This is a genomic window from Pseudomonas solani, assembly GCF_026072635.1.
GTDB lineage: Bacteria > Pseudomonadota > Gammaproteobacteria > Pseudomonadales > Pseudomonadaceae > Metapseudomonas > Metapseudomonas solani.
Genome location: NZ_AP023081.1, coordinates 2,716,947 through 2,739,924, shown reverse-complemented (window position 1 = coordinate 2,739,924; position 22,978 = coordinate 2,716,947). Strand labels below are relative to the sequence as shown.

20 protein-coding genes and 1 pseudogene are annotated in these 22,978 nt (G+C 66.7%); 7 read left to right on the top strand and 14 right to left on the bottom strand.

Going from position 1 to position 22,978, the window contains the following annotated elements; all coding sequences use genetic code 11:
- The first annotated feature begins 43 nt into the window (after positions 1-43).
- Entirely contained in the window at positions 44-1,282 is a 1,239-nt protein-coding gene (locus tag PSm6_RS12395; RefSeq protein ID WP_265170306.1) for a GGDEF domain-containing response regulator, read from the top strand.
- Here the strand turns inward: PSm6_RS12395 and PSm6_RS12390 are convergent.
- Positions 1,279-2,013, bottom strand: a complete 735-nt coding sequence (locus PSm6_RS12390; RefSeq protein WP_021222594.1) for a substrate-binding periplasmic protein — start codon at positions 2,011-2,013, stop codon at positions 1,279-1,281. The two genes, PSm6_RS12395 and PSm6_RS12390, sit on opposite strands and share 4 nt — an antisense overlap.
- Positions 2,014-2,166: 153 nt before the next feature.
- Here PSm6_RS12390 and PSm6_RS12385 point away from each other — a divergent pair, with 153 nt between their 5' ends.
- Both PSm6_RS12385 and yccS read left to right on the top strand, forming a co-directional pair.
- A complete protein-coding gene (locus tag PSm6_RS12385; RefSeq protein ID WP_184488450.1) occupies positions 2,167-3,345 on the top strand; it encodes a BaiN/RdsA family NAD(P)/FAD-dependent oxidoreductase in 1,179 nt (392 codons plus the stop codon).
- 156 nt (positions 3,346-3,501) lie between these two features.
- The gene (yccS, locus tag PSm6_RS12380) at positions 3,502-5,679 is read left to right on the top strand and encodes a YccS family putative transporter (RefSeq protein ID WP_021222596.1); all 2,178 of its coding nucleotides are present in this window, start codon (positions 3,502-3,504) and stop codon (positions 5,677-5,679) included.
- A gap of 124 nt (positions 5,680-5,803) precedes the next feature.
- Here the strand turns inward: yccS and PSm6_RS12375 are convergent, their stop codons facing one another.
- Entirely contained in the window at positions 5,804-6,253 is a 450-nt protein-coding gene (locus tag PSm6_RS12375; protein WP_021222597.1) for an REP-associated tyrosine transposase, read from the bottom strand.
- Positions 6,254-6,365: 112 nt separating this feature from the next.
- Positions 6,366-7,814 (bottom strand): aminotransferase-like domain-containing protein, encoded by a 1,449-nt coding sequence (locus PSm6_RS12370; RefSeq protein WP_021222598.1) that lies wholly within the window; start codon positions 7,812-7,814, stop codon positions 6,366-6,368.
- Positions 7,815-7,999: 185 nt separating this feature from the next.
- On the opposite strand from PSm6_RS12370, the gene PSm6_RS12365 reads away from it, so the two are divergent.
- Entirely contained in the window at positions 8,000-8,233 is a 234-nt protein-coding gene (locus PSm6_RS12365; RefSeq protein ID WP_021222599.1) for a DUF1127 domain-containing protein, read from the top strand.
- 39 nt (positions 8,234-8,272) lie between these two features.
- Here the strand turns inward: PSm6_RS12365 and PSm6_RS30485 are convergent.
- Positions 8,273-8,812, bottom strand: a pseudogene (locus PSm6_RS30485) (methyl-accepting chemotaxis protein); the annotation flags it as partial.
- 1,764 nt (positions 8,813-10,576) lie between these two features.
- Positions 10,577-11,263, bottom strand: a complete 687-nt coding sequence (locus PSm6_RS12355) for an HDOD domain-containing protein (protein ID WP_265170304.1) — start codon at positions 11,261-11,263, stop codon at positions 10,577-10,579.
- Positions 11,264-11,525: 262 nt separating this feature from the next.
- Between PSm6_RS12355 and PSm6_RS12350 the strand changes: the two genes are divergently transcribed.
- Positions 11,526-11,774, top strand: a complete 249-nt coding sequence (locus PSm6_RS12350) for a DUF1652 domain-containing protein (RefSeq protein WP_021222602.1) — start codon at positions 11,526-11,528, stop codon at positions 11,772-11,774.
- A gap of 6 nt (positions 11,775-11,780) precedes the next feature.
- On the opposite strand, the gene PSm6_RS12345 is transcribed toward PSm6_RS12350, so the two are convergent.
- Positions 11,781-12,533 carry a substrate-binding periplasmic protein gene (locus tag PSm6_RS12345; RefSeq protein ID WP_051241951.1) on the bottom strand — a complete coding sequence of 251 codons (753 nt, stop codon included), beginning with the start codon at positions 12,531-12,533 and terminating at the stop codon, positions 11,781-11,783.
- A gap of 245 nt (positions 12,534-12,778) precedes the next feature.
- Positions 12,779-13,279, bottom strand: coding sequence for a YgjP-like metallopeptidase domain-containing protein (locus PSm6_RS12340; protein WP_021222604.1), 501 nt, complete (start codon positions 13,277-13,279; stop codon positions 12,779-12,781).
- 508 nt (positions 13,280-13,787) lie between these two features.
- Between PSm6_RS12340 and PSm6_RS12335 the strand changes: the two genes are divergently transcribed.
- Complete coding sequence (locus PSm6_RS12335) at positions 13,788-14,474, top strand: polysaccharide lyase family 7 protein (RefSeq protein ID WP_021222605.1); 687 nt, start codon at positions 13,788-13,790, stop codon at positions 14,472-14,474.
- An 82-nt stretch (positions 14,475-14,556) separates the two neighbouring features.
- Here the strand turns inward: PSm6_RS12335 and fba are convergent, their stop codons facing one another.
- From fba to PSm6_RS12300, 7 genes are all read right to left on the bottom strand, one after another.
- Positions 14,557-15,621: a class II fructose-bisphosphate aldolase gene (gene fba, locus PSm6_RS12330; RefSeq protein WP_021222606.1), complete on the bottom strand. Its 1,065-nt coding sequence runs from the start codon at positions 15,619-15,621 to the stop codon at positions 14,557-14,559.
- Positions 15,622-15,771: 150 nt separating this feature from the next.
- On the bottom strand, positions 15,772-16,089 hold the full coding sequence (locus PSm6_RS12325; RefSeq protein WP_265170303.1) for an MliC family protein: 318 nt from the start codon (positions 16,087-16,089) through the stop codon (positions 15,772-15,774).
- 42 nt (positions 16,090-16,131) lie between these two features.
- Positions 16,132-16,329, bottom strand: coding sequence for a hypothetical protein (locus tag PSm6_RS12320; RefSeq protein WP_021222608.1), 198 nt, complete (start codon positions 16,327-16,329; stop codon positions 16,132-16,134).
- Positions 16,330-16,409: 80 nt separating this feature from the next.
- Positions 16,410-17,573 carry a phosphoglycerate kinase gene (locus PSm6_RS12315; protein WP_265170302.1) on the bottom strand — a complete coding sequence of 388 codons (1,164 nt, stop codon included), beginning with the start codon at positions 17,571-17,573 and terminating at the stop codon, positions 16,410-16,412.
- A 5-nt stretch (positions 17,574-17,578) separates the two neighbouring features.
- On the bottom strand, positions 17,579-18,646 hold the full coding sequence (gene epd, locus PSm6_RS12310) for an erythrose-4-phosphate dehydrogenase (RefSeq protein ID WP_265170301.1): 1,068 nt from the start codon (positions 18,644-18,646) through the stop codon (positions 17,579-17,581).
- 93 nt (positions 18,647-18,739) lie between these two features.
- Complete coding sequence (gene tkt, locus PSm6_RS12305; RefSeq protein ID WP_265170300.1) at positions 18,740-20,737, bottom strand: transketolase; 1,998 nt, start codon at positions 20,735-20,737, stop codon at positions 18,740-18,742.
- Positions 20,738-20,850: 113 nt separating this feature from the next.
- Entirely contained in the window at positions 20,851-21,984 is a 1,134-nt protein-coding gene (locus tag PSm6_RS12300; RefSeq protein WP_265170299.1) for a TDT family transporter, read from the bottom strand.
- Between the two features lie 106 nt (positions 21,985-22,090).
- Here PSm6_RS12300 and PSm6_RS12295 point away from each other — a divergent pair, with 106 nt between their 5' ends.
- Positions 22,091-22,972 carry a LysR family transcriptional regulator gene (locus PSm6_RS12295; RefSeq protein ID WP_265170298.1) on the top strand — a complete coding sequence of 294 codons (882 nt, stop codon included), beginning with the start codon at positions 22,091-22,093 and terminating at the stop codon, positions 22,970-22,972.
- Positions 22,973-22,978 lie beyond the last annotated feature (6 nt).

Here is a 22,978-nt window from a genome sequence, read left to right as displayed (position 1 = left end):
AGCGCTGGCGGGAGGCCCCCGCCACGCATCAATGGAGTAGGTCGTGCGCAATATTCTGGTCGTCGAAGACAGCCCGCTGGTCCTCAAGATCCTCGAACACCTGTTCCGCCAGGAGCCGGACCTGCAGCCCGTGTTCTGCGCCTCCTGCGCCGAGGCCGAGGTGCTGCTGGAAACCTCCGCCGCCTTGTTCTTCGCCACCATCGTCGACCTCAACCTGCCGGATGCGCCCGACGGCGAGATCGTCGACCTGGTGCTGCGCTACGAACTGCCCTGCGTCGTCCTCTCCGGCTCCTACAAGGAGCAGCGCCGCGACGAGCTCCTGCTCAAGGGCGTGGTCGACTACGTGCTCAAGGAAAGCCAGCACTCCTACGAATACGTCTTCCGCCTGCTGCACCGCCTGGTGCGCAACTGCGGGGTGAAGATCCTCGTCGCCGAGGACTCCGAGGCCACCCGCAACTTCGTACGCCGGGTGCTCACCCCGCACCTCTACCAGATCATCGAGGCCCGCGACGGCGACGAAGCCCTGCACATTCTCCAGGAGCAGCCGGACATCGACCTGCTGCTGGTGGACCACGGCATGCCCGGCATCAGCGGCTTCGACCTGGTGAAGATGCTGCGACAGAAGCTGCACCGCACCGAGCTGATCATCCTCGGCCTCTCGGCAGACCAGAAAGGCTCGCTCAGCGCCATGTTCATCAAGCACGGCGCCGACGACTTCCTGCGCAAGCCCTTCTGCACCGAGGAACTCAATTGCCGGGTGATGTCGACCCTGGAGCGCCGCGACCTGATGCGCGCACTGAAGCAGGCGGCGCTGTTCGACTCGCTGACCAACCTCTACAACCGCCGCGCCTTCTACGAACAGGGCCTGCAGCTGTTCCAGCAGGCCCAGCGCGCCGGCCAGGAGCTGAGCGTGGCAATGCTCGACCTCGACTTCTTCAAGCTGATCAACGACAAGTTCGGCCACGCCAGCGGCGACACCGCCCTGGTGATGTTCTCCCGGGTGCTGGCCCACGCCCTGCCCGACGCCCTGCTGGGCCGCCTCGGCGGTGAAGAGTTCGCCGTGGTCAGCAAGAGCGACGCGACCACCCTCAAGGCCACCCTCGACCAGCTGCGACGCAACTGCGCCCGCCTCAAGTACGCCGCCGATGCACCGCCGCTGTCATTCAGCGCCGGCATCTACCAGGGGCCGCCGGAAGACCTGGAAAGCCTGCTCCACGAAGCCGACCAGCGCCTCTACCAGGCCAAGCACGAAGGCCGCGGGCGGACCATCGCCAACCGCTAGAAGCCGTGGCGCTCGAAGATGCGCTGGTAGGTCCCGTCGTCGCGCATCGCCTGCATCGCCCGGTCGAAGTCCTCCACCACCTGGCGATGCATCGGGTGGCTGCGCCGCACCAGGATCGCCAGGTTGTTCTCGCTGAGCGGTCGCGGCAGGAACTCCAGCTGGCCCTTGAGCTCCTTCAGCTCGCGGTTGAGGTGATAGCGCGCCACCAGTTCGTCCTCCAGGGTCAGTTGCACGCGCCCGGCGGCGAGCATGCGCGCGCCCATCTCGAAGCCCATCACCGGCACCCGGTCCAGGGTCGGGTCATGGTCGAACTCGGCGGAGTAGGCATAGCCCCGCACCACGGCGATGCTGTAGGGGCGCAGGTCGGCCAGGGTCTCGAAATTCACCTTCGCGCCGCGATGACGGAGGAAGCGCACACGGTTGACCAGGTAGGGCTTCGAATACAGGCCGTAGACAGCGCGAGCCTGGTCGTACCAGGCGTTGACCACCACGTCGTAGTCGCCCACCTCCAGCCCGCGCAGTGCCCGCGCCCAGGGCACCTCCACATACTCGGAGGTGTGCCCGGCGCGCTGCAGCGCTGTCACCACCAGGTCCACCGCCAGGCCACCCTGGGGCAGGTTGGCGTCGGTGAACGGCGGCCAGGTGTTGGCCACCAGCCGCAGGTGCTCGGCGCGTGCAGCCCCCGTGCAAAGCAGAACGAGCAACAGCAAACAACTGCAGGTCTTTTTCATCCATGGCTTCCACTGGGGCTGGGACGGTCGGAATCACCGGACTGCACGCATTTCCCTTGCCAGCCAGCGGAGAGCGCTGGTCGCGGCACCTCCATAGGGTAGACTTCGCCACCGGCGCGCGCCTTGGCCGATTCGACTTCTGAGGGTGGTTTCTTGTTCGTGACTGATGTGGTGATTATCGGGGCCGGCGCCGCCGGTCTGTTGTGCGCCTCCAAGGCCGCCGCGCGCGGTCGCAAGGTGCTGCTGCTCGATCACGCGAACAAGGCCGGCAAGAAGATCCTCATGTCCGGCGGCGGCCGCTGCAACTTCACCAACCTCTACACCGAGCCGGCCAACTTCCTCTCCGCCAACGCCCACTTCTGCAAGTCGGCCCTGGCCCGCTACACCCAGTGGGACTTCCTCGAGCTGGTCAACAAGCACGGTGTCGCCTACCACGAGAAGAAGCTCGGCCAGCTGTTCTGCGACCACAAGGCCAGCGACATCCTCGCCATGCTCCTGGCCGAGTGCGACGAGCACGGCGTCGACCTGCGCCTGGACACCGCCGTCAGCGCCATCGCCCGCGACGAGGCCGGCTACGCGCTGCAGACCGCCATCGGCCCGGTGCGCTGCCAATCCCTGGTGATCGCCACCGGCGGCCTGTCGATCCCCACCCTGGGCGCCACCGGCTTCGGCTACCAGGTGGCCCGCCAGTTCGGCCACGAAGTGCTGCCGACCCGCGCCGGCCTGGTGCCCTTCACCATCACCGACCAGCTCAAGGCGATGTGCACCGAACTCTCCGGCACCTCGGTGGACGCCCTGGTGAGCTGCAACGGCGCCAGCTTCCGCGAGAACATCCTGTTCACCCACCGCGGCCTCAGTGGCCCCGCCATCCTGCAGATCTCCTCCTACTGGAACCCCGGCGAGGCGATCTCGATCAACCTGCTGCCCCATCTCGACGTGCCCGCCTGGCTGGTGCAGCAGCAGGGCGAACGCCCCAATGCCGAGCTGAAGACCCTGCTGGGTGAACTCTTCACCCGCAAGTTCGCCACCCTGCTGGCGGAGCGATGGTTCGCCTCGCGGCCGATGAAGCAGTACAGCCTGGCCGAGTTGCAGGCCATCGCCGAAGCCCTCACCGACTGGCAGCTCACGCCATCGGGCACCGAGGGCTACCGCACCGCCGAAGTCACCCTGGGCGGGGTCAGCACCCACGAGGTGTCGTCCAAGACCATGGAATCGCAGAAGTCCCCCGGGCTGTACTTCATCGGCGAAGTGCTGGACATCACCGGCCACCTCGGCGGTTTCAACTTCCAGTGGGCCTGGGCCTCGGCGCACGCCGCCGCGCAGTTCGTCTGAGCCCGGGGCATACCTGAGGGCGGCAGCACCTGTGCATTCCCGCCAGCGGGTGTAACCCGCCTCGCCCGGGCGGCATCCAAACGGTAACCTCTTGCCGATCGGCCCCCGCACACCCGCGCGGGCCGAGCCCCTGGAACGCACGCCCACAAGGCCGCCATGTCATCGACCTCGCTCCGTCATTCCCTGCGCCGTCTCTGGGCCCAGGACAAGTTCAGCTACAGCCTGCGGGTGTTCGTCGCCCTGACCGGGAGCATGGCGCTCTGCTGGCAGCAGGACCGCATGGACCTGCTGATCCCGCTGTTCCTCGGCATCATCGCCAGCGCCCTGGCCGAAACCGATGACAGCTGGCAGGGCCGCCTCAACGCCCTGCTGGTGACCCTGGGCTGCTTCAGCGTCGCCTCCTTCTCGGTGGAGCTGCTGTTCCCCTACCCCTGGCTGTTCGTCTCTGCCCTGGCGCTGGCGGCCTTCGGCCTGACCATGCTCGGCGCCCTGGGCGAGCGCTACGCCACCATCGCCTCTGCGACGCTGATCCTGTCGATCTACAGCATGATCGGCGTCGACCAGCGTGACGGCATCGGCCATGACCTGTGGCGTGAACCGGCGCTGCTGGTGGGCGGCGCGGCCTGGTACGGGTTGCTCTCGGTGATCTGGCAGGCGCTGTTCACCCACCAGCCGGTGCAGCAGAGCCTGGCCCGGCTGTACCGCGAGCTGGGGCGCTACCTCAAGCTCAAGGCCAACCTCTTCGAGCCGCTGCGCGAGCTGGATGTGGAAGCCAAGCGCCTGGAACTGGCGCAGCAGAACGGCAAGGTGGTGGCGGCGCTGAACGCGGCCAAGGAGATCATCCTGCACCGGGTCGGCAATGGCCGCCCCGGCCCCAAGGTGAGCCGCTACCTGAAGCTGTACTTCCTCGCCCAGGACATCCACGAACGCGCCAGCTCCTCGCACTATCCCTACAACCAGCTGGCCGAGGCCTTCTTCCACAGCGACGTGCTGTTCCGCTGCCAGCGCCTGCTGCGCCAGCAGGGCGGTGCCTGCCAGGCCCTGGGCCAGGCCATCCAGATGCGCCAGCCCTTCGACTACAACGACGGCACCCAGGCCCTGGACGACCTGCACCGTTCCCTGGAGCACCTGCGCATCCAGAGCAACCCGGCCTGGCGCGGCCTGCTGCGCTCGCTCAACGCCCTGGCCGGCAACCTCTCCACCCTCGACCGCCTGCTGACCGACGCCAGCAACCCCGACGCCCTCGCCGAAGCCCAGGACAGCAGCCTGCTGGACCGATCGCCCAAGGGCCTGAAGGACGTCTGGGAGCGCCTCAAGCAGAACTTCACCCCCACCTCCCTGGTGTTCCGCCACGCCCTGCGCATGGCCATCGCCCTGTCCACCGGCTACGGCGTGCTGCACCTGATCCACCCCAGCCAGGGCTACTGGATCCTGCTCACCACCGTATTCGTCTGCCAGCCCAACTTCGGCGCCACCCGGCGCAAGCTGGTGCAGCGGATCATCGGCACCGTCATCGGCCTGGCCCTGGGCTGGGCGCTGTTCGACCTGTTCCCCAGCGCCCTGGTGCAATCGCTGTTCGCGGTGGTGGCCGGGGTGATCTTCTTCGCCAACCGCGCCACGCGCTACACCCTGGCGACGGCGGCGATCACCCTGATGGTGCTGTTCTGCTTCAACCAGATCGGCGACAGCTACGGCCTGTTCGTACCGCGCCTGGTGGACACCCTGCTGGGAAGCCTGATCGCCGCCCTGGCGGTGATCTTCATCCTCCCCGACTGGCAGGGCCGCGGCCTGCACCGTGTGGTCGCCAACACCCTGGCCTGCAACGCCCGCTACCTGCGCCAACTGGTGCAGCAGTACAGCGGCGGCAAGCGCGACGACCTGGCCTACCGCCTGGCCCGGCGTAACGCCCACAACGCCGACGCGGCGCTGTCCACGACCCTGGCCAACATGCTCATGGAGCCGGGGCATTTCCGTAAGGAAGCGGACATCGGCTTCCGCTTCCTGGTGCTCTCCCACACCCTGCTCAGCTACCTCTCCGCCCTCGGCGCCCACCGCTCCAGCGAGCCCATGGCCCTGGAAGGCAACCTGCTGGGCGACGCCGCCGAGCGCATCGCCACCGCCCTGGAAGAAATCGCCACCGACCTCGCCGCGCGCAAGCCGGTGACCATCCACAGCGACCCGGAAGAAGCCCTGGCCAAGGAGCTGGAGCAACTGCCCGAGGACATGGACGAACGCGCCCGCCTGGTACAGACCGAACTCGGCCTGATCTGCCGCCAGCTCGGCGCCCTGCGCACCCTGGCGGCGCACCTGGCGAGTGGGAAGAAGGTGGAGTGAGGGCCCCTGCCGCCCAAGGAACCCTGCGCTCGGACAATCGCGAATGAATTCGCTCCCACAGAAAAGCACGGTGCCCCGTGGGAGCGAATTCATTCGCGAAGCAGGCCGCAGGACTGCCACCCGCTCACAGCCACACCGCGTCCCAATGCGGGTAATCACCAAGGCGCCGCACCAGCCCCGCCCTCAGCGGGTTGGCGACCACATAGCGCGCAATCGGCAGCAATTCATCCTCGCGCCTCAGCGCCCGGTCATGGAACCCTGGCTGCCAGACCTTCCCTCCAGCGTCCAGCGACAGGCCCAGGCGCCTTGCGGTGCGGCCCCTCAGTGCCTTGACCACCGATGACAAAGGCATTGGCCCGCTGAGCCGCATCAGCCAGTGGAAATGATCGGGCATCACCACCCAGGCCAGTGACTGTGCCAAGTTGCCGTGTTCCAGGCGCCTCAGTTCACCCACCAATAACCGAGCGTGCATGAAATCGGCGAAGAGCGGGCGCCGCTCGGCCGTAGTCGCGGTGATGAGATAAACCCTGCCGAGTTCGGAAACGCGCCCTTTGCGCAGGTCGCGACTGCCCACTGGCCAGCCCTCCTTCCATGGAAAGCTGGGACTCTAATCAACGGGGAAAGACATGGCTGCGCGAGCGCGCCCAGGAAAACGCCGGTCTATGGGTAGCCGAAGGCCGCCGAGTTCAAAGCATCGCGAATGAATTCGCTTCCACGGTCGTCTCCTCCATCAACGCCTTCACCGTCTCGCCCACCTTGCGCACGGCGGCTTCCTGCTCGGCATCGGGCTTGCGCGAGTAGTTCATGCGCAGGCAGCTGCGGTATTTGCCGGAGGCGGAGAACAGGCTGCCGGAGGCGATCTGTACGCCCTTGTCGAGCAGGGCGCGGTTCAGCCGCAGGGTGTCGAAGCCCTCGTCCAGCTCCACCCAGAGCATGAAGCCGCCCTGGGGCCGGCTGGCGCGGGTGCCTTCGGGGAAGTACTTCATCACCCAGTCGATCATCTGGTCGCGGCCGTTCTGGTACTGGCTGCGCATGCGCCGCACATGGGGCTCGTAGGCGCCGCTGGCGAGGAATTCGGCCAGGGCGATCTGCGGCTGGGTGGCGGTGGCGCCGGTGGAGATGTACTTCATGTGCAGCAGCCGGTCGAAATAGCGGCCGGGGGCGATCCAGCCGATGCGGATGCCGGGCGCCACGGTCTTGGAGAAGGAACTGCACAGCAGCACGCGGCCGTCCTCGTCGAAGGACTTGATGGTGCGCGGACGCGGGTAGCGGTAGGCCAGGTCGCCGTAGACGTCGTCTTCGATGATCGCCACGTCGTAGCGCTGGGCCAGGGTCAGCAGGGCGCGCTTGCGGGCCTCCGGCATGATGTAGCCCAGGGGGTTGTTGCAGTTGGGGGTGAGCTGGATGAGCTTGATCGGCCACTGCTCCAGGGCCATTTCCAGCGCCTCCAGGCTGATGCCGTTGATCGGGTCGGTGGGCAGTTCCAGGGCCTTCATGCCGAAGCCCTTCAGCGCCTGCATGGCGCCGTGGAAGCTTGGCGAGTCCACCGCGACTATGTCCCCCGGCTGGCAGATGGCGCGGATGGAGGCGGACAGCGCCTCGTGGCAGCCGGTGGTGATGATCAGGTCGCTAGCGGGAATCTGGCAGCCCGCATCCACCAGCAGCCGCGAAACCTGCTCGCGCAGCGGCAGCGAGCCCTGGATGGCGTCGTAGTAGAGGCCCCCCAGGTCCGGGCGCCGGGCGACCTGCGCGAGGCTGCGCAGCAGCGGCCGCAAGGTGGGGCTGGAGACGTCGGGCATGCCCCGGCCCAGTTGCACCAGGCCGTCGCGGGCGCCGCGCTTGACCAGCTCCAGCACGTCGCTCCACTGCGACACGTCCACCGGGCGCTGCGCCGCGCGGGTCATGGCCGGCAGCGCCGGGGCCTCGCGGCGGGGCGGTACGAAGTAGCCGGACTTCGGCCGTGGCACGGCCAGGCCGCCGTCCTCCAGCAGGCGATAGGCCTGCTGCACGGTGCTGAGGCTGACGCCGTGCTCCTGGCTCAGGGCGCGCACCGAGGGCAGGCGGTCGCCCGGGCGGTAGTAGCCCTGCTCGATGCGCTCGGCGAGGGTTTCGGCGAGCTGGGTGTAGAGCTTCATGACAGTTCCCCTTGCGCAGGGCGGGTTGCGCACAGACCGGTACAGATAACGGGTAAATTGTGGATTCAGACGCAAAGCCGCGCAATCTGTATGAAAAAAATATCAGCACCGTGAATCTGTAATGCTTTTCGTCGCCCATTCATCATGTTCTCCATACACCCGCACCCCAGCATGAGGAGAACGACATGAACGGCCTGAGCGATACGCGGCTGAGCCTCCACGGGAAAGAACTGGAGCTGGAGCACCTGTGCGCCCGCGCCAATGCCAGCTTCGCCGAAGACGGCCGCTGGTATCGCTTCTGGCGCCGTCTGCACACCCGCAAGGCGCTGCTGGACCTGGACGAGCAGGCGCTGCGCGATATCGGGCTGACCCGCGAACAGGCCCTGGAAGAGGCGCTGAAGCCGTTCTGGAAGCTGTAAGGAAGGCCGGCCGCCCGCAGGCGGCCGGTTGTCCGGCGATCAGGACAGGCGGAAGCGCGCGGTGTTCTGGTTCAGCGCCTGGCTGCCGCGATGCAGTTGCTCGGCGGCGGCCTGCACCGACTGGGCACCATGCAGCAACAGGCTGGCAGCCTGGTCCACCTGCTGGATATTGCCGCTGACCTCGTCCGCCGTGGCGGCCTGTTCTTCGGCGGCGGTGGCGATCTGCGCCAGGCGATCACTGACCCGCTGTACCGCATCGGCGATGCCGGAGAGGTCGTCGCCCATGCTCAGCACACTGCCCACATCACCCTCGGCCTGCTTGAACGCGGCCTCCATCAACGCCACGGCCTGGCCGACCACCCCTTGCAGGCTGGCGACGGTGTCGCCGATTTCCTTGGTCGAGTCCTGGGTGCGCTGGGACAGGCTGCGCACCTCGTCGGCGACCACGGCAAAACCACGGCCCTGCTCGCCCGCGCGCGCGGCTTCGATGGCGGCGTTGAGCGCCAGCAGGTTGGTCTGCTCGGCGATGCCCTTGATCACATCCACCACGCGGTTGATCTGCTGGGCCTGGTCGCGCAGTTGCTGCAACGAGGAGACGGTGTCCCCCAGGCGCGTGCTCAGCTCACGCATGCTGGCCCCGGTGCGGGCGCTGCGCTGGTTGCTCTGCATGGCGATTTCGCGGGTCTGCTGGGCATCCTGGGCGGCGCCCTCGCAGCTTTCGGCCACGCTCTGGGCGGTGGCCGCCAACTGGTGCGCGGCGGCGGCGATCTGGCTGACCTGGCCCTGCTGCTGCTCCACCGAGGTAAGGGTGTCCTGGGCCTGGGCATTGAGTTGCTGCACGGTGCCACCCAGTTGGCCGCTCTCGAGGTTCACGCCCTCCAGCGAACTGCGCAGCTGCGCCAGCGCGGCGTTGAGGGCTTCGGCGATCTGCGCCAGGTCGTCGCTGCCATGCACGGTGGCGGCCACGCGCAGGTCACCGGCACGCAGGCCTTCGGCGGCTTCGGTGATGGCGGCGGTACCCCGGCGGATGGCCGCGTTGAGGCACAGCAGCATGTACAGGGCCAGCAGGGTGAGCAGGCTGAAGCCGCCGATCACCTGGACCATGCTGCGCAGCGCCTGGGTACGGAAGTCGCCGAGGCGCGCCTGGAAGCGCTCGGTCAGCGCCTGTTGCAGGGCCACCAGTTGGCCGTCGAGGCGCTCCACCTGCTGGATGAACTCGGCGGTGCCGAGGGTGAAGGGGTTGGCCTCGAACATGCCCTTGTCGACCCGGGCGAGGAAGTCGTTCATGGCCTGGTCGGCCTGGCGGAACGGGGCATCCAGCGCGGCGTTGACGTCGGATGCCTGGGCGATGGCGTCCTGGGCCTTGCGCAGTTGCCGCGACGTGTCATCGAGGGAGCGGCGCAGGTCACGCACGGCGACCCGGCTCTGCAGGGTGAAGTGCTGCGACACCACCGCGCCATGGGCGTTGGCGGCGAAACTGCCGAGCAGCTCCTGGGCGCGCGGCTGCACGTAGGTGAGCTGCTCCATCATCAGATAGGTGTCCATGCCCGGGTCGAGGATCAGCCCGGTCTCGGTGGCCACCTGCTCACGCAAGGATTGCAGGCTCTGCAGTACGTCCTGGAAACGCTCTAGTGCATCCGGCAGCGCCAGCGGCGCCAGGGCCTGGAAGCTGATGCGCTCGCTGCGCGAACGGGCTTCCTCGAACAGCTTGCGGCTCTGCTCGCCGAGCTGCTCCGTCTTCAGCTGTGCATCGACCTTGGCCAGGGCTTCCTGCAGGCGGCCGCTGCGCTGCTCGAGCAGGGACTTGGCGGCATCCTCGGTGCCCTTCCAGCGGGCCAGCAGCAGACGCTGGGTGCCGACCTCATGCTGGGCATCGGCCAGCGTGGCGATCACCCGCATGCCACTGAGCTCGCCCTCCACCAGGCCGAGGCGGTCCAGGTAGGAGGTGGTGATCACCCACAGGGCATAGCCCAGGGGCAGGATGAACAAAAGGAAGAGCAGCTGGAATTTCCGCGCGAAGCTGAACCCTTCGAGCAGACGCACGCCCGGCGTGAGTAATGCTGTCATGACGACACCTCATTGGACCCGGATCGGCCAGGGGGCCGAAAACAAGCCCCATGCAAAAGCCGAACCTGGGGGTTACCCCTTTGTCGCCGGCAGCACCCCGGGGTGCTGCACGACGCATGGCGAGGCACTCCGGCCAGCAGAACCCCGCAGCGGCCCTGCGACGGGAAGGCATTGCACCAGAACGGTGCGACTACTGAAGCAGCGACTCCACCCGCTGGATCTCGGCGCGCTGGCTGGCCACGAGGGCCAGGCCATTGCCGCTGGGGTCCAGGGCATTCAGGGGGCCTGCAACTTACGATAGGCGACAAGATCCACCAGCGGTGGCAGCAGAGCGGTAGGGCCGGCATCACGCAGGGCGTGGAACAGGCCAAGGTTGATCAGGTCGGCCAGTTCGACGCCCGGGCCTGAGGACTCGTCCCAGGCGCCCAGGTTGCGCACCACGGAGATGTAGCTTTCATCCACCGACCATTTCTTCAGCACGATCACCCCGAGGGATTTGCCGTATTCCCGGCACAGGCGGGTGTAGAGCTCGGGGGATGGGATCTGCTGGGCATCCTTGAACGCCGAGAGGATGGCCAGGGCGCCGATGTCGCTGAGCACGCTGGCCAGCAGCACATGGTCGGACGAGGCGTGGCCGATCAGCCGCGCCAGCACGGCGCTGATGCTGCCGCGCCGGGCCAGGCGGCCCCAGGTGTCGACGAAGAGCTTCTTGTGCGCGGCGCTGTGCAGGGTGAACAGGCTCTTGATGCTGTGGACCATGGTGATGCGGTCCACCTCCAACATGCCAAGGGTGCGGATCACATCATCCAGGGTCTTGGGCGGCGGCGCGGTGCGCAGGCGCGTGCTCGCCGCGTGCTTGACCAGGGTGGCGCTGAGGGCGGGGTCCTTGTTGATGACCCGCGCCAGGGTAGCGGTGCTGGCATCCGGATTTGCCAGCACGCGGCGAATTTCCAGGGTGATCATGGGGAGGCTGGGGAGCTGCTCTTCACCGCTCATCAACTGTGAAACCAGACGCCTATAGATCGAATAACCCGACTCTTCAGTACTCACGACAGTCCCCACATGGCCTTGTGCCAGTGTAGCCATCGCCAAGGTCGGCAAACAGTGCCGCGACGCTCTGCCGACGAGCGACATGCGGGCGCGGGGAACCGAACCCGGGCCGCCAGGCTCCACTCTAGTGGTGAACACCATCCCGCTCCCCATTCCGATGCGCAGAGGCCCTTCCGTGGAAACCGAACGACTGTCCAAGACCCTGAACTTCATGCGCACGCAGCTACTTCCCCTTGGCTTTTCCGGCCACATGGACAGCGACCGCAGCCTGCACGTGCTGATCTACGACCAACGCACCCGCAAGACCATCCTCGAGACCGCCGGCATCCCGTTTTCCGCCACCTGCGGCAAGGCCGAGGCGCTGCACCTGGTGCAACGCCTGAAACGCGATATCGACGAGCAGTTCATCCGCACCCACCCCTGAACCGCCTCAGGGGATGGTGACGCCGTGCCGGGTCGCCATCTCATCCAGCCGGCCGTCGCTGATCAGGCTGGCGAAGGCGCGGTCGAAATCGGCACGCAAGGCCGCGTGGTCCTCGGTCCTGGGGAAGGCGAAGTAGCCATCCTGGATGTCGATGATCGGGAGCAACTGGTGCACGGTGCCGCGCTCCAGGGCTTCGATGCGCGGTCGGGTGTTGCGCTCGTTGCTGGCCAGCAGGTCGATGCGCCCCAGCACCAGCATGCGCAGGGCGTTGTCGACGCTCTCGATGCTGTGCAGGTCCATCGCCTCGCGGCCTTCGTCGAAGTGGGGGCCGTAGGTCCAGCCACGGATGATGCCGACACGCCGACCAGCCAGCGTGGCGTAGTCCCCCTTCCAATCGACATCCACGCCATCACGGGCATAGAACACGATGCGATCGCGATAGAAGGCGTGCTGGCTGAAGAGGAAATGCTGCTCGCGCTCCGGCGTGCGGTAGGGGCCGATCAGGATGTCCGCGCGCCCCTGCGCCACCATCTTCTGCGCCCGCGCCCAGGGGTAGACCTCGAAGCGCACCGAGTCGCCCATGCGCTGCGCCACCTCGCGCAGGACATCAGGGCCGAGGCCGATGAAACGGCCATCCAGGGTCTGCCCGAACAGGCGCGGGAACTCGGCTCCCACGGCCAGCCATTCGCGGGCCGACGCGAACGGCACGACCACCAGGCACAGCAGCACTGGACACAGCATCCGTAGGTAGCGGCTCATGCCCGCGAATACTCGACGACAGGAATGGGGCTTGAGCCTAGCAGGCTTTTTCTGCGCCAGGTGAGCCGGCAAAGCGGGGCTGCGGAGGGCCGACCGGAGCATTCGCCAGGGCCTTTGGGACACCGCCTACAGATGCACCCTGGAGCCGGGCTATAGTCGGTCCCGTCATGCCCGCCTCAGGACTGCGCTTATCCTGCAGCCCTCCACAGCTGGGGTTGGGCATGACCCCCTCCCTCCTTACTCTCTCAATTCCCCTCGCCCAGCTCGCGCCAGATCAGGTAGAGCCGCAGATCGAACTCCAGCTGGTGGTAACCCGGCAGCATGTGTTCACACAGCTGGTAGAAGGCCTTGTTGTGGTCGCGCTCGCGCAGGTGCGCCAGCTCGTGCACCACGATCATCCGCAGGAACTCAGGCGCCGCCTCCTTGAACAACGAGGCCACGCGGATCTCCTTCTTCGCCTTGAGCTTGCCGCCCTGCACGCGGGAGATCGCGGTGTGCAGCCCGAGGGCCTTCTGCACGATATCCAGCTTGTTGTCGTAGATCACCTTGTCGATGGCCGGCGCGTTGCGCAGGTGCTCCTGGCGCAGGGCATTGGTGTAGCCGTAGAGCGCCTTGTCGCTCTGCACCTCATGCCGCTCCGGGTAGCGCTTGGCGAGGTACTCGCCCAGGCGGCGCTGCTCGACCATCAGGCGCACCTGGTCCTGCAAATGGGCGGGGTAGGACTGGATGTAGCGAAGCGGGTTCATGGCAGATCGAAGCGGCAGAAAGAAAGCCGACATTCTACCGCCGGTGACACTATGCGACGCAGCCTGTCAGCGCAGCGGCAGACGCCCGGCGACCGTTCATCGGATGCCCTCGAAGCCCCTGCCCGCCCCCAGCGAAACGGGGTTGCCGCTGCGCTTACAAAAAAATGACGCCAATGATTCGGCGCAAGCCGCATTCCACCTGAAGGCGGCATTCCGGACATGAACCATCCGGTTAGTTTTTGCGATTGCACCTTGATGGCAAAGCTCGGTCCAGACGGCTTTTTGACAGGCCCGACGGCGACGATCGGTGATTAACAAGGGGCTTGCGCAACCCTATAAAGCGTTCCGCGAGACGGCGTAAATGCCTTCGGACGACACGGCAGCCCCCTGCCACTCCCTAGCTTTCACTTTTAGTTCGTGTGCAGTTGGCCGGATGCCGCAGTAAGTGATTACGTCTCGTGGATGAGATAGCACCCGACTGAAAGTTCTCTTAGAGAACTCAGTCAAAATGATCGATCTCGGAACCTGGAACCTCACCATCCCCGTCGGTAGCCCTTCGGTGACCATCGAAACCCCCGCCCTGATGGGCGGCTATCAGGACAACTACTTCAAGGCGGCCAACGGCACCCTGTTCTTCTGGACCCCGGTGAACGGCAGCGCCACCGCCAATGCCGTCTACCCGCGCAGCGAGCTGCGCGAGACCTACGCCGACGGCAAGCTGCGCAACTGGACCTATGGCGCCGCCGACAACTACATGAGCGCCAACCTGGCGGTCGGCCAGGTCCCGTCCACGGGCAAGATCGTCATCGGCCAGATCCACGCCTACGGCAGCACCAGCCCCCTGCTCAAGCTGGAGTACCAGTTCAAGACCAAGACCGGCACCGGCAACATCGTCGCCAAGGTGCGCAACACCCCCACCGACGAGGACGGCGCAGTGGTCACCCTGCTCAGCGGCGTGAAGCTCAACCAGCGTTTCACCTACGTCATCAACATGTCGCCCACCGGGCAGTTGAGCATCCTGGTCAACAGCACCCTGTTCACCCAGCAACTGGCTTCCAGCTGGGCGCCCAAGCCGCTGTACTTCAAGGCCGGGGTCTATGCCCAGGACAACGTCGGCGACGCCAGCGAAGCCGGCAGCGCCACCTTCTACAACCTGAAGCTCGAACACCGGGCCCTGGCGACCACCGCCCAGTAAGGAAACAGCATGTGGGTTCCAGGCCCCGAAAAGCAGAAAGCCCCGCGAATGCGGGGCTTTCCGTTTACAGCGAAGGGAAGACTCAGTTGACCTTGGCGGTCAGCTCACCCTTGGCGTAGCGCTGGTACATGCCTTCCAGGGAGATCGGCTTGATCTTCGAGGCGTTACCGGCGGTGCCGAAGGCTTCGTAGCGGGCGATGCAGATGTCACGCATGGCGACGATGGTCTTGGCGAAGAACTTGCGCGGGTCGAACTCGCTCGGCTGCTCGGCCATCATGCGGCGGATGGCACCGGTGGAAGCCAGGCGCAGGTCGGTGTCGATGTTGACCTTGCGCACGCCGTGCTTGATGCCTTCGACGATTTCCTCGACCGGCACGCCGTAGGTTTCCTTGATGTCGCCGCCGAACTCGTTGATCACCTTCAGCCACTCTTGCGGCACCGAAGAGGAGCCGTGCATCACCAGGTGGGTGTTGGGGATGCGCTTGTGGATTTCCTTGATGCGCTCGATGGAGAGCACGTCGCCGGTCGGCGGCTTGGTGAACTTGTAGGCGCCGTGGCTGGTGCCGATGGCGATGGCCAGGGCATCGACCTGGGTCTTCTTGACGAAGTCCGCAGCCTCTTCCGGATCGGTCAGCAGCTGGCTGTGGTCCAGCACGCCCTCGGCGCCGACGCCGTCTTCTTCGCCGGCCATGCCGGTTTCCAGGCTGCCCAGGCAACCCAGTTCGCCTTCCACGGACACGCCGCAGGCGTGGGCGAAGGCTACGGTCTGCTGAGTCACGCGGACGTTGTAGTCGTAGTCGGCCGGGGTCTTGCCGTCTTCACGCAGGGAGCCGTCCATCATCACCGAGGAAAAGCCCAGCTGGATGGAGCGCTGGCACACGTCCGGGCTGGTGCCGTGGTCCTGGTGCATGCACACCGGGATGTGCGGGAATTCTTCGATGGCCGCGAGGATCAGGTGGCGCAGGAAGGGCGCGCCGGCATATTTGCGGGCACCGGCGGAGGCCTGGACGATCACCGGGGAATCGGTCTTGTCGGCCGCTTCCATGATGGCGCGCATCTGTTCCAGGTTGTTGACGTTGAAGGCCGGGACGCCGTAGCCGAATTCGGCGGCGTGGTCCAGCATCTGGCGCATGCTGATGAGTGCCATGGTGTTTCAGTCTCCCGAGTGGGTGGGCATTCGAAATGCGAAGCCTGCCGCAGGGGCAGGCCATGTTCAAGTTCCATGAAGGACGGCGAACGTCCTCCCGTAAAAACCGGCCGGCGCTGAAGCCGGCCCGGTGAAATCATCGGCGCCGATTCAGGGCGCCTTGCAGCCGCGGCCGATCAGGTCATCGGTGGCGACCCAGTAGACCAGCCCTTCGTCACCCTTGGTGTGGAAGGCCAGGCGGCTGTCGCTATAGAGCACGCCGGACCCCGAAGGTTCTTGCGTCAGGCGGTAGACGATATCGCCACCGCCCAGGCGCAGGTCCACCTGCTCCTGGTTGGCATCGGCGAAGCGCCACAGCACCTCGGCCTGGCTGTCGCAGACCCAGCGGGTCCACTCGTCGGCCGGCGCCTGGGCGCCCGCACAGCCGCCCAGCGCCAACAGCGCCGTGAGGGCGAACATGCCTTTCATCCTTTCACTCCCTTGGCCAGAAGGCCGTTCACCCGCAACGGGTCATGGACAGTGCTGCTCCTGGCTGCCGTTGACGGTGGGGTCACCGCTGCTCTGGGCCTCGACACGCTGGTCGTCCTGGGATTGCGGCAGGATGACCTGGGGCGGGCTCATCACCTCGCAGGTGGACGGCGCGGAAGCACCGCCCGCACAGCCGGCGAGCATCGCGAACAACGACAGCAGGATCAGGTTGGTACGCATGGCGGCAACTCCTTTTCTCGGGTCCTGTTCAAGGGACCACGAGCCACCGCCATGGTTTAGCCGCTATTTCAGGCCCTGGTTCAGGCCTTGGCGCGTTGCTCCAGCACTTCAACGGCCGGCAGCACCTTGCCCTCGACGAACTCGAGGAACGCACCACCGCCAGTGGAAATATAGGAGATGCGCTCGCCCACGCCGTACTTGTCGATGGCGGCCAGGGTGTCGCCACCTCCAGCGATGGAGAAGGCCGGGCTCTCGGCGATGGCCTGGGCCAGCACCTGGGTGCCGTTGCCGAACTGGTCGAACTCGAACACGCCTACCGGGCCGTTCCAGAGGATGGTCTTCGACGACTTCAGCAGCTCGGCGAACTGGGCCGCGGTCTGCGGGCCGATGTCGAGGATCATGTCGTCGTCGGCGACGTCGGCGATGGCCTTGACGGTGGCTTCGGCGGTTTCGGCGAATTCCTTGGCCACCACCACGTCAACCGGCAGCGGCACGCTGACCTTGGCGGCGATGGCGCGGGCGGTTTCCAGCAGGTCGGCTTCGTGCAGGGACTTGCCCACCTTGTAGCCGGCAGCGGCGAGGAAGGTGTTGGCAATGCCGCCACCGACGATCAAATGGTCGCAGATCAGGCTCAGCGAGTTGAGCACGTCGAGCTTGGTGGAGACCTTGGAGCCGGCGACGATGGCCGCCATCGGGCGGGCCGGGTTGCCCAGGGCCAGGCCCAGGGCTTCCAGTTCGGCGGCCAGCAGCGGGCCGGCAGCGGCGACCTTGGCGAACTTGGCCACGCCGTGGGTCGAGCCCTCGGCGCGGTGGGCGGTGCCGAAGGCGTCCATCACGAAGACGTCGCACAGGGCGGCGTACTTCTGCGCCAGCTCGTCGGCGTTCTTCTTCTCGCCCTTGTTGAAGCGCACGTTCTCGAACAGCACCACCTGGCCGGGGGCGACATCGACGCCGTCCAGGTAGTCGGCCACCAGGGGCACGTCACGGCCCAGGGCCTTGGCCAGGTACTCGGCCACCGGCGCGAGGCTGTTCTCTGCGGAGAACTCGCCTTCGGTGGGACGACCCAGGTGCGAGCAGACCATTACCGCCGCGCCCTTCTCCAGTGCCAGCTTGATGGTCGGCAGGGAGGCGAGGATGCGCGCATCGCTCTTCACGACACCGTCCTTCACCGGGACGTTGAGGTCTTCGCGAATCAGTACGCGCTTACCCTGGAGGTCGAGGTCGGTCATTTTCAACACGGTCATGGGGGTCAGTCCTTCACGGGGCTGGATGTTGTGGAAGCAGCGGAAACCCGCAGGTAGTGGCCTGCGGTGTCGAGCATGCGGTTGGCGAAGCCCCATTCGTTGTCGAACCAGGCCAGCAGGTTGACCAGGCGCGGGCCGGACACGCGGGTCTGGCTGCCGTCGACGATGGCGGAATGGGGGTCGTGGTTGAAGTCACAGCTGGCGTGGGGCAGCTCGGTGTAGGCCAGCAAGCCCTTGAGCGGGCCGCTTTCGGCGGCCTCGCGCAGCACGCGGTTGATCTCGGCGGCACCGGTGTCCCGTGCGGTCTGCAGGGTGATGTCGAGGCAGGACACGTTCACCGTCGGCACGCGGATGGCCTTGGCCTGGATGCGCCCGGTCAGTTCCGGCAGCAGGCGCTCGATACCCCGGGCCAGGCCGGTGGAGACCGGAATCACCGACTGGAAGGCCGAGCGCGTGCGGCGCAGGTCTTCGTGGTGATAGGCGTCGATTACCGGCTGGTCGTTCATCGCGGAGTGAATGGTGGTGATGGAGACGTACTCCAGACCCACCGACTCATCGAGAAGTTTCAGCAGGGGCACACCGCAGTTGGTGGTGCAGGAGGCGTTGGAGACCAGGGTCTCGGTGCCGACCAGGCTGTCCTGGTTGACGCCATAGACGATGGTGGCGTCGATGTCCGCCTCGCTGGCCATGGGCTGGGAGAACAGCACCCGTGGCGCGCCGGCCCGCAGGAAGCGCTCGGCCTGGGCACGGTTGGTGTACTGGCCGGAGCACTCGAGCACCAGGTCGACGCCCAGCGCCGCCCAGTCGATCCCCTCGGGCGATGGGTTGCGCAGCACCTTCACGCAGTCGCCGTTGATGTGCAGGCAGTCGCCATCGACCTTCACGTCACCCGGGAAGCGGCCGTGGGTGGAGTCGAAGCGCGTCAGGTACTCGATGCTGGCCTGGTCGGCCAGGTCATTGAGGGCGACGATCTCGAAGCCATCACGCCCGGCGCGCTCATGCAGGGCACGCAGGACGCAACGACCGATACGGCCGTAGCCGTTCAGGGCAACGCGGAAGGGAGTGCTGGGCATCTGATCGCGAAGAGCTTGAAGCCGGAAGCTTGAAGCCGGAAGAAGGGCGCACGGGGCGCTCCAGCTTCCAGCTTCCGGCTCTCGGCTTCCGGCTCAGTCCTCCAACAGTTCTTCAGCAGTGGCGACGACGTTCTCGACGGTGAAGCCGAAGTGCTCGAACAGGGCCGGGGCCGGGGCGGATTCGCCGAAGCTGGTCATGCCGATCACGCGGCCTTCCAGGCCCACGTACTTGTACCAGTAGTCGGCGTGGGCGGCTTCGATGGCGATGCGCGCACCGACTTCCAGCGGCAGCACGGACTGCTTGTACGCAGCGTCCTGCTGGTCGAACAGGCTGGTGGACGGCATGGAGACGACGCGGACCTTGCGGCCAGCGGCGGTCAGTTGATCGAAGGCCTGCACGGCCAGGCCGACTTCCGAGCCGGTGGCGATGAGGATCAGCTCCGGCTCGCCGTCGCAGTCCTTGAGCACGTAGCCGCCACGGGCGACGTTGGCCAGCTGGGCCGCATCGCGTGCCTGGTGGGGCAGGTTCTGGCGGGAGAAGATCAGCGCGCTCGGGCCGTCCTTGCGTTCGATGGCAGCCTTCCAGGCCACGGCGGATTCCACCGCGTCGGCGGGGCGCCAGGTGTCCAGGTTCGGGGTGCTGCGCAGGCTGGTCAGCTGCTCGATCGGCTGGTGGGTCGGGCCGTCTTCGCCCAGGCCGATGGAGTCGTGGGTGAAGACGTAGAGCACGCGCTGCTTCATCAGGGCGGACATGCGCACGGCGTTACGGGCGTATTCCATGAAGATCAGGAAGGTCGCGCCGTAGGGGATGAAACCGCCGTGCAGGGCAACGCCGTTCATGATGGCGCTCATGCCGAACTCACGCACGCCGTAGAACATGTAGTTGCCGGCGGCGTCTTCGGCGGAAACGCCCTTGCAGCCTTTCCACAGGGTCAGGTTGGAGCCGGCCAGGTCAGCGGAGCCGCCGAGGAACTCGGGCAGCAGCGGGCCGAAGGCGTTCAGGGCGTTCTGGCTGGCCTTGCGGCTGGCGATGGTCTCGCCCTTGGTGGCGACTTCGGCGATGTAGGCGGCGGCCTGGGTGGCGAAGTCGGCGGGCAGCTCGCCCTTCACGCGGCGCTGGAATTCAGCGGCCAGCTCGGGGTGGGCGGCGGCGTAGGCGGCGAAGCGCTCGTTCCAGGCGGCTTCACGGGCGGCGCCGGCTTCCTTGGCGCTCCACTCGGCGTAGATGTCGGCCGGGATTTCGAAGGGCGCGTGGTTCCAGCCCAGGTTGGCGCGGGTCAGGGCGATCTCGTCGTTGCCCAGGGCAGCGCCGTGGCACTCTTCCTTGCCCTGCTTGTTCGGCGAGCCGAAGCCGATGATGGTCTTGCAGCAGATCAGGGTCGGCTGCGCGCTCTTGCGAGCGGTCTCGATGGCGGTGCGGATCTCGTCGGCGTCATGGCCGTCGACATTGCGGATCACCTGCCAGCCGTAGGCTTCGAAACGCTTCGGCGTGTCGTCGGTGAACCAGCCATGGACTTCGCCATCGATGGAGATGCCGTTGTCGTCATAGAAGGCGATCAGCTTGCCCAGGCCCAGGGTGCCGGCCAGGGAGCAGACCTCGTGGGAGATGCCTTCCATCATGCAGCCGTCGCCCAGGAAGGCGTAGGTGAAGTGGTTGACGATCTCGTGGCCTTCGCGGTTGAACTGCGCACCCAGCACCTTTTCGGCGAGGGCGAAGCCCACGGCGTTGGCGATGCCCTGGCCCAGCGGGCCGGTGGTGGTCTCGACGCCGGCGGTGTAGCCGTATTCCGGGTGGCCCGGGGTGCGGCTGTGCAGCTGACGGAAGTTCTTCAGGTCGTCGACGGTGACGTCATAGCCGCTGAGGTGCAGCAGCGAGTAGATCAGCATCGAGCCGTGGCCGTTGGACAGCACGAAACGGTCGCGGTCGGCCCACTGCGGGTTGTTCGGGTTGTGCTGCAGGTAATCCCGCCACAGCACTTCGGCGATATCGGCCATGCCCATGGGGGCGCCGGGGTGGCCGCTGTTGGCTTTCTGCACCGCATCCATGCTGAGGGCACGAATGGCATTGGCACGCTCACGACGGCTGGGCATCGCTGATCTCCTGCGGGTCTGAAAAGACGCTGAACGAAAAAAGGCGGCTATTTTCGCCCAGCGGGCAGGCATCGGGCAATGACAGATGGTCGAAGATGCGCCTCCTTGTCCTTTCAGCCCCGCGCCGGGCCCGTCAGCGGGCACAGGCAGGGCGCGCGGAACAGCTCGCCATGCCACGCGCCGGCCAGGGTGCGACGCATCACCAGCAGCCAGACGGCGGCCAGTTGCAGCGCCAGCAGGGCACCGACGGCGCCAAAGAACACCAGGCCGGTCTGCCGCTGCAACTCGAAGGTGGCCAGGGCGAACACCCCCAGCGGGAAGGTAAAGCCCCACCAACCCAGGTTGAAGGCCATGCGCTGGCGGATGTAGCGGCGGGTGAACAGGCAGGCCGTCACCCACCACCAGAAGCCTGCGCCCCAGAGTGCCAGCCCGCCCACCAGGCCGATGCCCGGCAGCAGCACAGCCAGGCCCTGCAGGGGCGAACCGGCGAGTGCGTCCGGCGCTGCATGCCCTAGCGCCAGCAGCCCCAGGCAGCCGGTGGCCAGAGGGCCCAAAGGCAGCCAGCTGGTGGCGGCGAAATCGGTATCCGGCAGCTTGTGCAGGGCCAGGCGCAGCAGCACCAGGGTGATCAGCGAGAAGGCCAGGGCCATCGACAGGCCCCACAGCAGGTAGCCCATCACCAGCAGCAGGCGCGCGTCGGCGGCATCCAGGTGCGGGGCGATGACGCCAGCGCTGGCGGCGGCCACTTCGGGCGCGACGATGGGCAGCAACCAGACGGCGGTGAGCTTCTCCAGCGCATGCTCCTGGCGGGTAAACATCAGGTAGGGCACCAGCAGCGCCGCGCCCAGGGCCAGGGCCACGTCCAGCCACCAGAGGCCATGGGCCACGGCATAGGCGGTGGCGCCCCAGTGCGGGCCACCATAGAGCACCAGGCCGTTGACCAGGGTGGCCAGGCCCATGGGGATGGCGCCGAGGAACATCGACTGCACCGGGTGCGCCAGCATCGGCTCGATGGTGTCCGGGTGCAGCAGCAGGCGCGCCAGGAACAGCCCGGCACAGGTGGCGAACAGCAGGGCATTGAACAGCCACAGAGCCTCGCCGAGGCGGTGCAGCAGCGGCACCTGCCAGGGCAGCGTGCCCAGCACCAGGGCCAGCACACCGGTGCCCATGGTCACGGCGAACCAGCCGGGAATGAAATGGCGCACCAGGGCGCGAGGGTCGGAAAGGCGGGTCATTGGGCGAGGCATGGTGGCTCCGGTCGGGTGGTCCCGTTGCAGACGATGACTGCACAGTAGATCCGCCACGTGCTATACGAAAAATACATCCTTGATATGCACGACATGCCTTTTATTTATGAATCTCCATCACCTCAAGGTTTTCCTCGCCGTGGCCGAGAGCGGCAGCATCAGCGGCGGTGCCGAGCGCCTGCACATCAGCCAGCCGGCGGTCACCCGTGAAGTGCGTGAACTGGAAGCGCGCCTCGGGATCACCCTCTTCGACCGCCAGCCCCGCGGCGTGACCCTGACCGAAGGCGGCCTGCGCCTGCACCGCTATGCGCAACGCATCTTCGCCCTGGAACAGGCCGCCGAGGCGGACCTGCGCAGCTTCGCCGGCCTCGACGACGGCGAACTGCGCCTGGGCGCCAGCGCCACCCTGGGCAGCTATCTGTTGCCCGACCTGATCGCCTCCTTCCACGCCCGGCACCCGGAAATCCGCGTGGATCTGCAGGTCAGCAATACCCGCGAGATCACCCAGGCGCTGGCCGACGAACACATCGCCCTGGGCTTCGTCGAGGGTGATTTCGATCGCACCACCCATGCCTTCCAGCTGCTGGAACGCGATCGCCTGCTCCCGGTCTGCAGCTCCACCCACGCCCTCGCCGACCGAGGCCGCCTGGCCGCGGCCGAGCTGGCCGGCCAGGCGCTGTACCTGCGCGAGGAGGGCTCGGGTACCCGCGCCAGCATCGAGCAGGCCTATGCCCAACAAGGCTTGGAGGTGCGGGCGTGCATGGCCATCGCCAGCACCGAAGCGCTGAAGCGCCTGGTGCGCGACGGCCAGGGCATCGCCTGGCTGTCCCAGCGGGTCATCGACGACGACCTCGCCGCGGGCCGCCTGGTCGCCCTTGAGGTGGAAGACCTGCGCATCGAGCGCGAACTGCACCTGCTGTGGCACCCGACCCGCACCCTGAGCCCCGCACCAGCGGCGTTCCTGACGGCGATCCTGGACAAAAAATAACCACCT

Excerpts from the sequence above, each read along its gene's own strand:
- PSm6_RS12390 (WP_021222594.1), bottom strand. The coding sequence starts at position 2,013 with ATGAAAAAGACCTGCAGTTGTTTGCTGTTGCTCGTTCTGCTTTGCACG.
- yccS (WP_021222596.1), top strand. The coding sequence starts at position 3,502 with ATGTCATCGACCTCGCTCCGTCATTCCCTGCGCCGTCTCTGGGCCCAG.
- PSm6_RS12370 (WP_021222598.1), bottom strand. The coding sequence starts at position 7,814 with ATGAAGCTCTACACCCAGCTCGCCGAAACCCTCGCCGAGCGCATCGAG.
- PSm6_RS12365 (WP_021222599.1), top strand. The coding sequence starts at position 8,000 with ATGAACGGCCTGAGCGATACGCGGCTGAGCCTCCACGGGAAAGAACTG.
- PSm6_RS12355 (WP_265170304.1), bottom strand. The coding sequence starts at position 11,263 with ATGATCACCCTGGAAATTCGCCGCGTGCTGGCAAATCCGGATGCCAGC.
- PSm6_RS12345 (WP_051241951.1), bottom strand. The coding sequence starts at position 12,533 with ATGAGCCGCTACCTACGGATGCTGTGTCCAGTGCTGCTGTGCCTGGTG.
- PSm6_RS12340 (WP_021222604.1), bottom strand. The coding sequence starts at position 13,279 with ATGAACCCGCTTCGCTACATCCAGTCCTACCCCGCCCATTTGCAGGAC.
- PSm6_RS12335 (WP_021222605.1), top strand. The coding sequence starts at position 13,788 with ATGATCGATCTCGGAACCTGGAACCTCACCATCCCCGTCGGTAGCCCT.
- fba (WP_021222606.1), bottom strand. The coding sequence starts at position 15,621 with ATGGCACTCATCAGCATGCGCCAGATGCTGGACCACGCCGCCGAATTC.
- PSm6_RS12325 (WP_265170303.1), bottom strand. The coding sequence starts at position 16,089 with ATGAAAGGCATGTTCGCCCTCACGGCGCTGTTGGCGCTGGGCGGCTGT.
- PSm6_RS12320 (WP_021222608.1), bottom strand. The coding sequence starts at position 16,329 with ATGCGTACCAACCTGATCCTGCTGTCGTTGTTCGCGATGCTCGCCGGC.
- PSm6_RS12315 (WP_265170302.1), bottom strand. The coding sequence starts at position 17,573 with ATGACCGTGTTGAAAATGACCGACCTCGACCTCCAGGGTAAGCGCGTA.
- epd (WP_265170301.1), bottom strand. The coding sequence starts at position 18,646 with ATGCCCAGCACTCCCTTCCGCGTTGCCCTGAACGGCTACGGCCGTATC.
- tkt (WP_265170300.1), bottom strand. The coding sequence starts at position 20,737 with ATGCCCAGCCGTCGTGAGCGTGCCAATGCCATTCGTGCCCTCAGCATG.
- PSm6_RS12300 (WP_265170299.1), bottom strand. The coding sequence starts at position 21,984 with ATGCCTCGCCCAATGACCCGCCTTTCCGACCCTCGCGCCCTGGTGCGC.
- PSm6_RS12295 (WP_265170298.1), top strand. The coding sequence starts at position 22,091 with ATGAATCTCCATCACCTCAAGGTTTTCCTCGCCGTGGCCGAGAGCGGC.